Here is a 13,082-nt window from a genome sequence, read left to right on the forward strand (position 1 = left end):
TCCCCTCCAGAATAGCGCGCTTATCGCCTTGGTGAAAGCGGTTACTGCCAGCGGCGGAAGAGGGCGCTGGCATTGACGCCGCCGAACCCGAAGCCGTTGGAGATCGCATAATCCATGGCCATCGGCCGGGCAGTGGCACCAACAATATCGATGCCCTCGGCCGCAGCATCCGGTTCCTGCAGATTGCGGGTCGGAGGGGCGATCTGGTCGCGCAACGCCATGATGGTGAAGATCGCCTCCATGCCGCCGGCCGCACCGAGAAGATGGCCGGTTGCCGCCTTCGTGCCGCTGACGGCAATCGCGCCATCGCGGCCGAACACCGTCTTGATGGCTTCCATCTCGCCATGGTCGCCGACAGGCGTTGATGTTGCGTGCGCATTGAGATGCTTGACCTCCGCAGGAGAGATCTTAGCCTGCGACAGAGCCGCGAGCATGGCCCGCCGTGCGCCGTCGCCATCTTCCGGACCGGCCGTCATGTGATAGGCGTCGGCGGCTGTGCCATAGCCGACAAGCTCGGCAAGTGGCGTGGCGCCGCGGGCAAGCGCATGCTCCAGCGTTTCGATGACAAGCATCCCGGCGCCTTCACCCATGATGAAACCGTCGCGGGCGCTATCGAACGGGCGAGAGGCTTCCTCCGGCCTGTTGCTGAAGCCCGTGGAAAGGGCGCGAGCTGCTGCAAAGCCTCCGAGGCTGACCTTGTCGATGCAGGCTTCGGCACCGCCGCAGATGGCAACATCGGCTTCGCCGGAGCGGATCAGGCGTGCGGCATCGCCGATTGCCTGTACGCTGGCGGCGCAAGCCGTGACCGGCGCACCGAGCGGTCCCTTGTAGCCATAGCGGATGCTGATCTGGCCGGCGGCGAGATTGACGAGGAAGGATGGGATGGTGAAGGGCGACAGTCGCCGTACACCGCGCGTTTCCGCCGTGCGCACGGCGTCGGCGATGGCCGGAAAGCCGCCAACCCCAGAGGCTATGATCGTGGCAGTGCGCTCCAGATCAACAGGCGCGGTCGGCTGCCAGCCGGATTGAAGGATCGCCTCCTCGGCAGCGGCCATGGCGAAGAGGATGAAACGATCCATCTTCTTCTGGTCCTTGATCGGCACGTAGCGGTCGACATCGAAGCCGGCTTCCGCGTCTTCCTCAAAGTTCGGAACGATACCACCGACCTTGGCGGCGAGATCGCCGACCATCTCTTCGGGCAACAGCCTGAGGCCGGAGCGCCCGGCGATCAACCGCTGCCAGCTCGCGTTGACGCCGACGCCGAGGGGAGAAACCAGGCCCATGCCGGTTACGACGATACGATCCATGTCTTGCTCCTATTTCGCTCAGGCGTCGAAGCCCAAGAACCATGCTTTCATCTGAGCGATGCGCTCATGAACCTCATCGTCGGCTGCAGGCCCCGGCACCAATATGGTGTCTTCGGGGTGGAAGGTGTGGCCGGTTACCCTGTCGATAAGCAGCGGATCGCGGTCTTCTCCGGTATTTACATCGGCAAGCCGCATCGAGACTTCCTCTGGCGGCAGATGCTGATTGCCCCAGGTGAAGAGCGCCATCAGAACAGGAAAGAAATCCCGACCCCTGGCAGTCAGCACATATTCGTAGCGTGGCGGCCGCTCATTATAGAGGCGCCGCTCGAACAGGCCTTCATCGGTCAAGTGCTTGAGCCGTCGTGTGAGGATGTTCGGCGCGACGCCGAGATTTTTCTGAAATTCATCGAACCGGCTCAAACCCTGAAACGCGTCGCGCAGGATCAGGATGCTCCACCAGTCACCGACGCTTTCAAGCGCGCGAGCGGCGGGGCATTTGAATGTACTGAAGCTGGTTCTTTGCATGCGACGGCGAATAGCACGAGTAACTATCATTATGCAAGTTACTAAAGCCGGCGGAAGGCAGGTTGAGACGTCAGTACGGAGGCGCCTTGTGAGCGCGCTGTCGTTTTACCGCCTCGGTCCACCATGACAGGTCGTCGGCGAAGCGGGGAAAAGCTCTTGCAAGGGCGCCGCCGCCGCTTCCGAGAGGTTTGTTGTCTGCGTCCAATGCTGCCGAGATATTGGCGACGGCGAGGGTGCTTGAGATCACGACCATTCCCATCTCCGAAAGGGTGCCATGCCAGGGGCCCGCCGCATGCGCGCCGGAAAGGCGGCCGCCCGAGTAACTGGCAATGGCGGCTGGCCGCCAGAACCACTCCTCAAGGTAATGATCGGTCAGATTCTTCAGACCTGGCTGCATGCCCCAATTGTATTCGCCGGTCACAAAAATAAAGGCATCGGCATTCCGGATTTTCTCGGCAAGCCTCTCCATTTCCGGCGGAGCAGAGCCTTTCGGATATTCCTTGTACATCCGATCGAGCATTGGCAGGCCAATATCTTTGGCGTCGATCAGTTCCGCGTCCTCTCCGCGTTCGCGAAGGCTGTTGACGATGTAATTCGCGAGACGGATGCCGACGCGATCCGACCGGTAAGAGCCGTAGAGAACCAGGATATTGTTGGTCATTGTTGAATATGTCCTCCATGGCCAACGCAGAAATAAAGTGGACGCAAGCCATCGCCACACGCATAGCCGGCAGCCAACGCGCTACGTCGCATGGAAAGGATATAGATCTAATTCCGGAGCTCTGACAGGCGCTCCAACAAAATGGGGCGCCTCAAGGGGCTGAATGTAACCCTTCCACTTGGGCGAGACGGACGACTAGGTTTGCGACTCCGCCGGTACGGAAGTCGTTACCTCATCCTCCGGAATATCGTCGAAGGAAGCGTAGTTGAGGTTGTAGAGCTTCGAATAGAGCTTGCCGTTGGCCATAAGCTGGTTGTGATTGCCGCTCTCGATCAGCTGCCCGTTCTGCAGGACGATGATGCGGTCGGCCTCGCGGATTGTGGCAAGGCGGTGGGCGATCACGAGACCCGTGCGGCCTTCGAGCAGCTTGACCAGCGCCTTCTGGATCAGCATTTCGGTATAGCTGTCGATATTCGCCGTAGCCTCGTCCAGCACCAGGATCTTGGCGTCCGCAACGAGGGCACGCGCAAAACTGACAAGCTGGCGCTGGCCAAGCGAAAGACCGCCGCCGCGTTCGCCGAGAATGGTCTCGTACCCATCAGGCAGCCGCTCGATGAACTCATGCGCACCGACCGCCTTGGCGGCTTCGATGGCCTCCTCGCGCGTCGCTTCCGCCTTGTTATAGCGAATATTCTCCAACACCGTACCGGTGAAGAGGTAGGGTTCCTGCAGCACCATGGCGACCTGCCGCCCAAGCGAATCCTGGGTGAGGGAGCGCACATCGTGACCGCCGACCAGCACCTGGCCTTCCTGCACATCGTAAAACCGATGGATGAGCGCCATGGAGCTGGACTTGCCCGAGCCCGTGGGGCCGATCAGCGCTACGGTCTCGCCGGGATTGACCTTGAAACTGACATTCTTCAGCACCGGATGGTTGGGATTGTAGCCGAAGACGACGTCGCGGAACTCGACCGAGCCGTCCATATCGGGCGAAAGCTCCTTGGCGTCGGGTGCATCCTTGATGTCTATCGGCACATCGAGCACTTCGGTCAAGCGCTGGCCCGAAGCCATGGCGCGCTGCATGACGGAATATTGCATGGTGAGCGAGCGGATCGGATCGAAGAAGCGCTGAATGTAGAACAGGAAGGCGACCATGATGCCGACATCGAGCTTGTGGTTCAGAACCATCGAACCGCCGACGATGATGACGATCGCCATGGCCATTCCGGTCAGCGTATCGACGATCGGCACCATGATCTGGGCGTAGCGCGCTGCGGTCAGATGCGCTTCGAGATTGGTATGGGCCTTGTCGTCGAAAAGCGAGAAGTTGACCCCTTGCCGGTGCATGCCCTGCACGGCGCGCACGCCATGGATCGCTTCCGCCAACGCGCCATTGGTAATGGAGTTCGTCTCATGCGCGTTCATGAAAGCGACGCGCGCCTTCGGCAGCCAGAACAGCCGAACGATGAAGAGGATCGGCATGACGGACAGCGTCAGCAGGCCCAGCCGGAAATCGAGCGACAGCATGACGATGACGATGCCGAAGAGCAGGGCGATATCGCCGACGGAAAGTACTGAAGTTTCAAGGAATTCCTGCATGGAGTTAACGTCGCCTTGAAGGCGCGACATCAAGCGTCCAACTTCCGTCTTGTCCATGAAGGAGAGCGAGACGCGTTGCAGATGGGCGAACATCGCGCGGCGTATGTCGAACAGCACCTCTTCCGCGACCTCGCCGACATAGGTCTCCTGAACATAGCTCGCGCCGTAGTTGACGAGGATCGCGACTGCGAAAATCCCCAGCGACAGCCAGAGCGCCGAGTAATCGATCGCTCCCGGCGCCATCGCATTGTCGATCGCGTGGCGAATGACCAACGGTATGACGATCTGCGACGCCGTGAACAGCAACACGGCGACCACCGAAATATAGATCTGGCGGCGATAGGGGCTAACGAAGGACCAGATACGACCGATGATCTTTGTGTCGAAGACCTTGCCGAAAATTTCTTCCTCGACACGATGCGAACCGACCACGGCACGGGGAGGGCGACGCCCATCTTCGCGCACATCGTTGCGCTCGGTTTCGATAGTTTCCGACATTGTCAGACCTCCCTTTTCGCTCTTTCGAGCTTGCCGCCGGATGTCTTGACGACATCGTCCTCAGGGCGAACCTGCAGATCGTAAAGCGCCTTGTACCGGCCTCCCGCGGCCAAAAGCTGCTCATGGGTTCCGCGTTCGACGATCTTGCCATCCTCGATGAACAAGATCTGGTCGGCATGCATCAGCGAACTCAGCCGGTGGGCGACGATCAGCGTCACCCGGTCGCGGGCAAAGCGCTTCATGGCGCTGCGGATACGCTGTTCGGTTGCCGCGTCGATGGCGGCGGTGGAATCGTCGAAAACCATCACTGCCGGTTTCAACATCAGAGTCCGCGCAATGGTCAGACGCTGGCGCTGGCCGCCGGACAGCGACACGCCACGCTCGCCCACGACGGTGGTGTAGCCGGCCGGCAGGCCAAGAATGTAGTTGTGTAGCTGCGCCGACTCGGCGGCACGCTCGATCCGGCCTTCTTTCGCCCAGGGGTCGCCATAGGCGATGTTGTTCTCGATGCTCGTCGTGAACAGGAAGGAATCCTGCTGCACGACGGCGACGTTCTGCCTGAGGGATTGCAACGTCGCCTTGCCGATGTCCTGGCCGTCGATGGTGATACGGCCGGAGGTGACGTCATAAAAGCGCGGAATGAGATGGGCGATGGTGGATTTGCCGCTGCCAGGTGGTCCGACAATGCCGATCGTCTCGCCACGTCTTGCCTCGAAACAGATATCCTTCAGCACCGGGCGCTTGTCCGGACCCGGATAACTGAAGCCGACATTTTCGAAGCGCAACACGCCCTCGGTTACCGCCAATGGCTTTGCGTCCGGTGCATCCTTGATCGGGATGTCGAGATCGAGCAACGCAAACAGGCGCGAGCCGCAGGTTGAAGCACGGGCGAAGGCATTGACCATCAGCCCGAGCTGGCGCACCGGCATCTGCAGGATGGTCATGAAGGTCAGGAATGAGGCGAGGGTGCCGACGCTGATTTCGCCCGCAATCACCTTCAGGCCGCCCACCCAGAGCACCAGGCCCATGGCGATGAAGAAGGAGAGGTTCATCGCGCTGGTATTGATAACGCGGATGCCGACACGCTTGTGGGCGAGGGTAAGCGCGCTGTGTGAGGCACGGTCGAATTTCGCAATTTCGTGCAGCTGCGCCGCGAAAGCGCGGACGACACGAATGCCACCGAGATTTTCTTCCATCACGCGCGTCAGCACGGAAAGGCGTTCCTGCAGATCGAGCCAGGTCGCGCGCAACCTCAATTGCGTGACGGAGGAGCGCCAGGCCACGAAGGGCACGAAACTCAGGGCGAGAAATCCGAGCACAACGTCGGTCGACAGCAGCAGATAGGCACCGACACCGATGAGCACGCTGAGCAGCAGCATGCGCACCAGTGCGGTGGAGAAATACATGCGCACACCTTCCAGATCGAGCAGCCCGACGGTGATGAGGTCGCCGGAATGCACCTTGTCGTGGAAGCTGAAGGAGAGCTGCTGGATCTTCTCGTAGCAGGCGAGCCTGAGTTCATAGCCCATATGGTGGCCGACGGACTCGCTGTAATAGTTCTGCACCATCGTGAACAGGCCGCGCAGAATGCTGATGACGAGCAGCAGCAGGGCGGTCGTCAGCAGCGCATTCTCGGCAATATGCCCGGCCGCTCCGCCGGCAACCGCCGTCTGCGTCTGATCGACCGCACGGCCAAGCAGGCGCGGTATCATCAACTGCAACGTTGCAGCTACAAAAGTTGCCCCAATGGCGAAGCTTGTCTGCCAGGGATGGCGCAGCGTCATATGGGTGATCCGCACGATGGTGGAGAGACCTTGTCCCCAACCGGTCGCATTGACATGCGCACGCGAAGCCAAGGACTTCGCGGCGCTTCTTGATGAATCGCTGCTCACGCTTTTATCCAGGTGTTTTCAAATGAGGCGGGCCCGGAGTCGGGTTCGTATCTCAGGGGAAGTATTGATAGGATGAATTTTGCCGATTCCGTGGCGAGGTTCAAGAGTCAATTGGTCACAAGTCCCACGCGAACGTTAGATTGCGTGTTCGAAAAATTATCGATGAGATGTCGGCATCGAAATCGGCGGGACGTCCTTGGGGCACTAAGCCTGAAACAAGGAGGACATCATGCGCAAGGTCATAGCAGCAACATTCATCAGCCTCGACGGCGTCATGCAGGCACCTGGCGGCCCGCAGGAGGATCCGACCGGTGGTTTCCAGCATGGCGGCTGGGTATTTCCCCATGCCGACGAAGCGACAGGCAAGATCCTTTTCGAGCTCTTCGAAAAGCCGTTCGATCTTCTGCTCGGACGCAAGACCTATGATATTTTCGCGGCCCATTGGCCGCATGTCGGCGACGACGATCCTATCGGCAGGCAGTTCAACTCGGTCACCAAATATGTTGCGACGCGCGGAAGCGGCGCGCTGACGTGGAACAATAGCCAGTCGCTCGGCAGCGATGTCGTGGCGGCGATCAAGGTGTTGAAAGCAGGCGAGGGACCGGATCTCCTCATCCAGGGCAGTGGTGTTCTCATTCAGACCCTGCTGCGCCACGGATTGATCGACGAATTCAGCCTGATGATCTTTCCGCTCGTGCTTGCCGGCGGCAAGAAGCTGTTTGCCGATGGCGCCGTCCCGGCGGCGATGAAGCTGCTGCGCACGCAGTCGTCTCCGACGGGCGTCATCTTTGCGACCTATCAACCTGATGGTCCGGTCAAGACGGGCTCCTTCGCTTTGCCCGATCCGTCGGACGAGGAAATCGAGCACCGCAACCAGCTGCAATGATCAATAGGCGAGGGAGCTTGAAGAGCTGTCTCCGATAGAGACTAGGCTTCATGCTCCCGGTCGTCTTGAAGTTCACGCAGGGATTTCAGGATTTCGCGAAGACCTTTTGTGAGGTGCTTGTCACGGCGCAGCACGATGCCGAGTTGCCGGACGAGCCGCGGCTTGAGCGGCGAAGTGACGAGCCGGTCCGACTCCTCACGCCGCAGCGCCATGTCAGGAAGGACAGACCATCCAAGACCCGCGGCGACCAGCTCCTTGATGGCCTCGACGCTTCCGAACTCCATGGCCGGCTCTGGGCGAACTCCGGAAGCCTCGAACCATTCGTTGGTGGCGCGACGCGTGTTTCCACCTTCATAAAGCAGGAGTGTCTTCTCCTTCATGAATTCTACATCCGGTCCGCCATCCGGCATCACGCTTCCCTTTGGCGCCACGGCCAGGAGCTCGTCCTCATGAAATGGCTCGACCTCGAGGGAACGGCCGGAGGCGGGTAGGGCTACCACAGCCAGATCCAGCGCATTGGCTTCGAGATCACGGAGAATCTCGTCGATATTGCCAACGCGGACGATGATTTCGAGATCGGGCATGCGCTTCTTTGCGATGGCGATGGCGCGTGGCAGCAGATGGATTGACGCGGTACCACCACTGCCGATCCGCACACGGCCACTCGAGCCCTCGCGAAAAGGCATCATCGCCTCTTCCGCCAGGGAGCAGGCTTCGATGATGCGACGCGCTTGGGGAATGAGCTCAAGTCCCGCCGGCGACGGCTGCGCCCGCCGTCCCACGCGTTCGATCAATCTCACACCGAGACGTTGCTCCAGAAGCTTCACCTGCAGGCTGACGGCCGGTTGCGTGAGCCCGGCCTTGTCGGCAGCGGCGGTGAAACTGCCGAGATCAACGACATTGAGGAAAGCGGTAAGCTGATCCAGATTAAGCAACAAAAGAATTCCTTATGGATTGTATAATTACCATAAGCTTCTTTCATTGCGTTCACCAGTGCATCCTGAAGCCACGTTGATGTGAGCTTAAGGAGCATGAAGATGACGATCGATGTCGACAGGCCGATGCTGACGGCGACAGGCGAGGGCAGGGATCGGCACAAGCCCGGATTTCTGCTGACAGCATTGGCCAGATTTCTTGCCTACCTCGAAAAGCGCGGAACAAGATGGGACCTGCGCGAGCTGACCGAAGATCAGCTTCGCGATATTGGCGTGACAGCAGCCGAGGCGCGGGCAGAGGTCAGCAAGTCATGGTTTTGGGACTAGGATGCAGAACGATGCCCGAGCCCTACTCGTCAGCGTCAATAGCCGCCGTCATCATGTACGACACCGACGATATCCCCGCTCCGGGATACGCTGACGAGGAGATTATCGTCGCCTCGCGTTGCCTGAACAAGATAGCGAACACCGACATCTCTAACGTCTCGCACTCGATAACCGCGGTGCTCGAGAAGACTTATCACATCATCCGGACCGAAATTGTTGCGGCGTTCTCCCCACATGTTAGGCGCGTCGTGATGGCGATTCCAGGCGTGAAGAAAGTCGGACTCCACTTCATCCTGAGCACCATCATCGCCCGGCGATTGGTTCTGGTGAAGGACGACCTGTGCAGTTGCCGGAATGACAAGGCCGGCCAAAATGATGGTTGATAGACCCAAAGCGATGACGACAGGCTTCATTGGCATATCCTTTGTCTATTGATGGCCGATATGGGGGATCAAAACCCCCGATAAAGCGCTTTCGCTTGATTGTTGGTCCTTGTTCCTGGCCTTGTTCTTGAAAGCAGGGCGGTCGGCCTGGTTGAATTCCAGGCCCGTCGCTCCTGTCAGAATTTGTAGCTTGCGCCGAAGACTATCTTTTGCTGATCGCCGCTGAAGTCTCCGATGCGCGAACCAAAATCCTTCTTGCCGAAATCGGAGTAGCGATATTCGCCGCGCAGCAGGATATTGTCGGTCAAGGCGTGCTCGACGCCGCCGCCGGCCGTCCAGCCGATCAGGATATCATCCTTCTTTCCAATTGACGGGGCATCGACCTTGCCGCCGGCTGCTGCGAGACCGGCCGTCGTAAAGAACAGTGTTCGATCCAAGGCATAGCCGACACGGGCGCGGCCCGATGCATCCCACTGAAGATTGGCGTCCTTGTCTTTGTTGAAGCTGTAGTTGAAATCGTTCTCGATGCCGTAGACGATATTTCCGCTCTGAAAATTATAACCCGCATGCGCCCCGAACGAGCCGCCGTCGAGGTTTTGCTCCGTTCCGAGATATTTTGCCTTGTTCCAGGAGTATCCACCCTGAACACCGAGATAGAAGCCGGACCAATCATAGGCCGATTGTTGGGGTTGGGGAGCCGGTTGCTCGAAAGCCATATCCGCGGCCATGGCGGGCATGGTCGAGGAGAGGGCCAGGGCGACCATGGCGAGTGTTTTGATATGCATTAGGGAGATGCCTCATCTTCGTGCTGCGAAAGAGACGGCGCTTGCAAAACGCAAGGTCCGACTCGCGACGGTTCACTATGTGTCGAGGCCTTGTTGCGGAGTGTCTTTTCACATTGCGTTATGTTGCGGATAGGGGATGCTGAGGTCGGGAAGGGGCTTTTATCGACAGGGCGATCGGACGGCGGCCAAGGTGGGCTTTGCCCCCTTCAATAAACAGGGCTGGGGACTATTCCCGGATAGTCCTTTTTTCATGGCATCGTTCTTGTTTCCGCCATAGATTTGCCCGATCCATCCAGCTCGAAAGCCGGCCGCGAATTCACCTCAGGCCGCTTGCTGCTCCGTCAAGAACATCAATAATAGAGACTGCAAAAATCCATGCGCAACATCACTTCTTCGCTCCTTGCCGCGACAATATCCGCCGTGTCGCTTTTCTCTGTTGTTTCGGCGGCAGAGGCCGGGCAGGCGAGCTATCTCGTGGACGCGCATAGCGGCCAGGTGCTGGAGGCGTCTAATGAGAACGAGCTGAACTATCCGGCCTCGCTCACCAAGATGATGACGCTCTATCTTGCTTTCGAAGCGCTGCACGACGGCCGCCTGAAATGGGATCAGAAGCTGACCATGTCGGAGAATGCCGAGGGCAAGGAGCCGTTCAAGCTCGCCGTCGGCGTCGGCCGCAAGGTGACCGTACGCGAAGCGGTGGAAGGCATCGTCGTTCTCTCCGCCAACGACGCGGCTGTTGCGATCGGCGAACAGCTCAGCGGCAATGAGGACAGCTTCGGCAAGGTAATGACCGCAAAGGCGCATCAGCTCGGCATGAGCAACACCGTCTTCAAGAATGCGTCCGGCCTGCCGGATCCGGAACAGGTGACGACCGCACACGACATGGCGACACTCGGCGTCGCGCTGATGCGCGACTTTCCGGAGGAGTTCAAGCTTTTCTCGATGCGTGGGATCAAGTTCCGCGGCATGAAGCTGCGCGGCCATAACAATCTGATGTACCGCTATGCCGGCGCCGACGGTATCAAGACCGGCTACACCGAAGCCTCCGGCTACAATCTCGTCACCTCCGCGACCAAGAATGGCCGCCGCGTCGTCGGGGTCGTCATGGGCGAAAAGACCGCGCAGATTCGTGACGACAAGATGGCTGGTCTTATCGACACCTATGTGCCGGCAGCAGCCACCGCCACAGTCTCCACCGGCATAGCCAAGCAGAGCACCACCAATTGATCGCTGCGTTTGACGCGCAGGAATTTGGATCGTCTTCGGCCGTGAAATGAACCCGCGCTGTCGCCGCAGAATGCCGGGGCGAGGGCGATACGAACGCGTCTCGACTTGTCTAGGCGGCCGGGAACCCCAATAGTCGAGATCAACATCATCCAACAAGGTGTCATGATGCCGATGCCACGCCGCACTCTGCTTCAATTGGCCGCTTTGGCTGGCGGACTCTCTGTGTTCTCTCAAGCCGCCGAAGCAAAGACGACGGCGCGTAGCACCGGATTCTGTTATCCAGAAGAGACCGATCCGCACGAACGCACTTTCATGCAGTGGCCCAACAATCGGAAGGTCTATGACGATCCTGACTTCCTGTTCGATCTACAGGGCACGATCGCCAGGATTGCCAATGCGATCGTCGATTTCGAGCCCGTGGTGATGATGGCTTCTGCTGAACATCACAAGGCGATCCGAAAGCGCATCTCATCGAAGGTCGAGCTCTGGGATATCCCGACGGACGATCTATGGTGCCGAGACTCTGGGCCATCCCTTGTCGTTGACGGCAAGGGCGGCATTGCGGTGACGCAGTTTAATTTCAACGGCTGGGGCAATAAGCAGCTTCACGGCAATGATGGACGGATTGCAGCGCGCGTTGCCGAGCGGCTGGGCCTTCAGGTTTTTAACGCCGGCCTGGTTGGCGAGGCTGGAGGGGTGGAAACTGACGGCCACGGCACTTTGATCGCGCACGAAAGCACCTTCATCAACCCCAACCGCAACAGGGACACCAAGGCCGAGATCGAGGCGATGCTGCTGGAAACCATGGGCGCGAGGAAGATGATCTGGGCGCCGGGCATAAAGGGTGCCGACATCACGGATTACCACATCGACGCGCTGGCGCGATTTGTGAAGCCGGGCGTCGTCGTGATCCAGATGGGCGACGAGCCAGATCCAAAGGACCCATGGTCAGTCTCTGCCTTTGAGACACATGACATTCTGGCCAAGGCGACTGACGCAGAAGGCCGCAAGCTCAATCTGGTCGTTCTGCCGGAACCTTCCGACATCCGCACCGAGGCCGACGACTTCGTCTCGTCCTATGTCAACTACTACGTTTGCAACGGCGCCGTGATCGCCGCTCAGTTCGGCGACAGGCAAGCCGATGAAAAAGCGAAGGCGACACTGGCCGATCTTTATCCGGGGCGTAAGATCGTAATGCTCGATATCGACAACGTAGGCCAGGTCGGCGGCGGCATTCATTGCGCGACGCATGAGCAGCCGAAAGTCTGATCGCATAGCGGCTGGTCAGAGTTGAATCTTGATCGGGCGCCTGTTATACTGTGATGAATACTGTCAAATCAGACCCGGTTATCCGGGTTTCCAATGTCAAAGAAGCCGAATTTCGACACACTTATGACCGCCGTCTGCGTAGGACACGGTTACTGTGGAAGCCTGCAGGACGGCCGGTTCGTGCATGTAACCGACTTCATCCCGGATCGAGGACAAGTCACAGCGGAGCAGTTCATAGACTGGGTATTTTTAGCCGAGGGTAATCATTGGCTCGGCGACCCCATTGCCATGAAACATCGTGAGACTTTGCGTTCGTATTTCATTTTTCATATGGGTGCGAATGTGGTCGATGCGCGTAAATTACGGTGGGATCGCTGTCGATCACGGCGTCGATATTCGCCTTGATGCTGTCATTCCGCAGTCTTTATGCGCTGCAAATCGCGTTCGCTCATCGCTATCAATCCCATCTGCAATCTCCCAAACGTCGCTCAGCGCCGGGGAGTGTGACATTCCAACTTTGCAGAAACAGGACATTCTAACAACGTGTTGCATTTGATCTCACGAAAGATCGTCGAACAATGCCGCCCGAGCTTCTCCGCAATGATCTCGACACTCAGCCCAACCGTTCGCCAGTGGGCGATCCTGCGACGTTCATCCATGTCGATATGGGAGTAGGTGCGCTTCATTGCATCTTCCTTGCGAGTGACAAACCAATTGGTATCATTCGCATGTCGCACTTCATCCTTGAACCCACCCCCGCTACAAACGAAGATCAGATAAGATAGATT

The 13,082-nt window shown here is 58.8% G+C and carries 12 protein-coding genes and 1 pseudogene; 5 read left to right on the forward strand and 8 right to left on the reverse strand.

The window, feature by feature from the left end:
- Positions 1-41 precede the first annotated feature (41 nt).
- The 5 genes from fabF to A6U86_RS04875 all read right to left on the reverse strand — a co-directional run bounded on the left by fabF (position 42) and on the right by A6U86_RS04875 (position 6,482).
- Positions 42-1,307, reverse strand: coding sequence for a beta-ketoacyl-ACP synthase II (gene fabF, locus A6U86_RS04855; RefSeq protein WP_068386632.1), 1,266 nt, complete (start codon positions 1,305-1,307; stop codon positions 42-44).
- 18 nt (positions 1,308-1,325) lie between these two features.
- Positions 1,326-1,832 carry a helix-turn-helix domain-containing protein gene (locus A6U86_RS04860; RefSeq protein ID WP_068386636.1) on the reverse strand — a complete coding sequence of 169 codons (507 nt, stop codon included), beginning with the start codon at positions 1,830-1,832 and terminating at the stop codon, positions 1,326-1,328.
- Between the two features lie 70 nt (positions 1,833-1,902).
- Complete coding sequence (locus tag A6U86_RS04865; protein ID WP_068386639.1) at positions 1,903-2,493, reverse strand: NADPH-dependent FMN reductase; 591 nt, start codon at positions 2,491-2,493, stop codon at positions 1,903-1,905.
- A gap of 195 nt (positions 2,494-2,688) precedes the next feature.
- Positions 2,689-4,590 (reverse strand): ABC transporter ATP-binding protein, encoded by a 1,902-nt coding sequence (locus A6U86_RS04870; RefSeq protein ID WP_068386642.1) that lies wholly within the window; start codon positions 4,588-4,590, stop codon positions 2,689-2,691.
- A 2-nt stretch (positions 4,591-4,592) separates the two neighbouring features.
- Positions 4,593-6,482, reverse strand: a complete 1,890-nt coding sequence (locus A6U86_RS04875) for an ABC transporter ATP-binding protein (protein ID WP_068386645.1) — start codon at positions 6,480-6,482, stop codon at positions 4,593-4,595.
- Positions 6,483-6,711: 229 nt separating this feature from the next.
- On the opposite strand from A6U86_RS04875, the gene A6U86_RS04880 reads away from it, so the two are divergent.
- Positions 6,712-7,368, forward strand: coding sequence for a dihydrofolate reductase family protein (locus tag A6U86_RS04880; RefSeq protein WP_068386649.1), 657 nt, complete (start codon positions 6,712-6,714; stop codon positions 7,366-7,368).
- 41 nt (positions 7,369-7,409) lie between these two features.
- Here A6U86_RS04880 and A6U86_RS04885 read toward each other — a convergent pair whose 3' ends face one another.
- Positions 7,410-8,306 carry a LysR family transcriptional regulator gene (locus A6U86_RS04885; protein WP_068386652.1) on the reverse strand — a complete coding sequence of 299 codons (897 nt, stop codon included), beginning with the start codon at positions 8,304-8,306 and terminating at the stop codon, positions 7,410-7,412.
- A 99-nt stretch (positions 8,307-8,405) separates the two neighbouring features.
- Here A6U86_RS04885 and A6U86_RS04890 point away from each other — a divergent pair, with 99 nt between their 5' ends.
- Positions 8,406-8,630, forward strand: coding sequence for a DUF1127 domain-containing protein (locus A6U86_RS04890; RefSeq protein WP_068387912.1), 225 nt, complete (start codon positions 8,406-8,408; stop codon positions 8,628-8,630).
- A gap of 11 nt (positions 8,631-8,641) precedes the next feature.
- The gene (locus tag A6U86_RS35390; RefSeq protein ID WP_068386655.1) at positions 8,642-9,013 is read left to right on the forward strand and encodes a hypothetical protein; all 372 of its coding nucleotides are present in this window, start codon (positions 8,642-8,644) and stop codon (positions 9,011-9,013) included.
- A gap of 176 nt (positions 9,014-9,189) precedes the next feature.
- Here A6U86_RS35390 and A6U86_RS04900 read toward each other — a convergent pair whose 3' ends face one another.
- Positions 9,190-9,798 (reverse strand): outer membrane protein, encoded by a 609-nt coding sequence (locus A6U86_RS04900; RefSeq protein WP_068386658.1) that lies wholly within the window; start codon positions 9,796-9,798, stop codon positions 9,190-9,192.
- Between the two features lie 375 nt (positions 9,799-10,173).
- Here A6U86_RS04900 and A6U86_RS04905 point away from each other — a divergent pair, with 375 nt between their 5' ends.
- Positions 10,174-11,025 carry a D-alanyl-D-alanine carboxypeptidase family protein gene (locus tag A6U86_RS04905; protein WP_068386660.1) on the forward strand — a complete coding sequence of 284 codons (852 nt, stop codon included), beginning with the start codon at positions 10,174-10,176 and terminating at the stop codon, positions 11,023-11,025.
- A gap of 171 nt (positions 11,026-11,196) precedes the next feature.
- Positions 11,197-12,294, forward strand: a complete 1,098-nt coding sequence (locus A6U86_RS04910; protein ID WP_068387917.1) for an agmatine/peptidylarginine deiminase — start codon at positions 11,197-11,199, stop codon at positions 12,292-12,294.
- Between the two features lie 542 nt (positions 12,295-12,836).
- Here A6U86_RS04910 and A6U86_RS34605 read toward each other — a convergent pair.
- Positions 12,837-12,980, reverse strand: a pseudogene (locus A6U86_RS34605) (helix-turn-helix domain-containing protein); the annotation flags it as partial.
- Between the last annotated feature and the right edge of the window lie 102 nt (positions 12,981-13,082).

This window comes from Rhizobium sp. AC27/96 (assembly GCF_001692325.1).
In the GTDB taxonomy this organism is placed as follows: domain Bacteria; phylum Pseudomonadota; class Alphaproteobacteria; order Rhizobiales; family Rhizobiaceae; genus Rhizobium.

Bases quoted from the DNA above. Each gene is read 5' to 3' on its own strand.
- A6U86_RS04860 (WP_068386636.1), bottom strand. From the start codon at position 1,832: ATGCAAAGAACCAGCTTCAGTACATTCAAATGCCCCGCCGCTCGCGCG.
- A6U86_RS04900 (WP_068386658.1), bottom strand. From the start codon at position 9,798: ATGCATATCAAAACACTCGCCATGGTCGCCCTGGCCCTCTCCTCGACC.
- fabF (WP_068386632.1), bottom strand. From the start codon at position 1,307: ATGGATCGTATCGTCGTAACCGGCATGGGCCTGGTTTCTCCCCTCGGC.
- A6U86_RS04905 (WP_068386660.1), top strand. From the start codon at position 10,174: ATGCGCAACATCACTTCTTCGCTCCTTGCCGCGACAATATCCGCCGTG.
- A6U86_RS04910 (WP_068387917.1), top strand. From the start codon at position 11,197: ATGCCACGCCGCACTCTGCTTCAATTGGCCGCTTTGGCTGGCGGACTC.
- A6U86_RS04865 (WP_068386639.1), bottom strand. From the start codon at position 2,493: ATGACCAACAATATCCTGGTTCTCTACGGCTCTTACCGGTCGGATCGC.
- A6U86_RS04890 (WP_068387912.1), top strand. From the start codon at position 8,406: ATGACGATCGATGTCGACAGGCCGATGCTGACGGCGACAGGCGAGGGC.
- A6U86_RS35390 (WP_068386655.1), top strand. From the start codon at position 8,642: ATGCCCGAGCCCTACTCGTCAGCGTCAATAGCCGCCGTCATCATGTAC.
- A6U86_RS04870 (WP_068386642.1), bottom strand. From the start codon at position 4,590: ATGTCGGAAACTATCGAAACCGAGCGCAACGATGTGCGCGAAGATGGG.
- A6U86_RS04880 (WP_068386649.1), top strand. From the start codon at position 6,712: ATGCGCAAGGTCATAGCAGCAACATTCATCAGCCTCGACGGCGTCATG.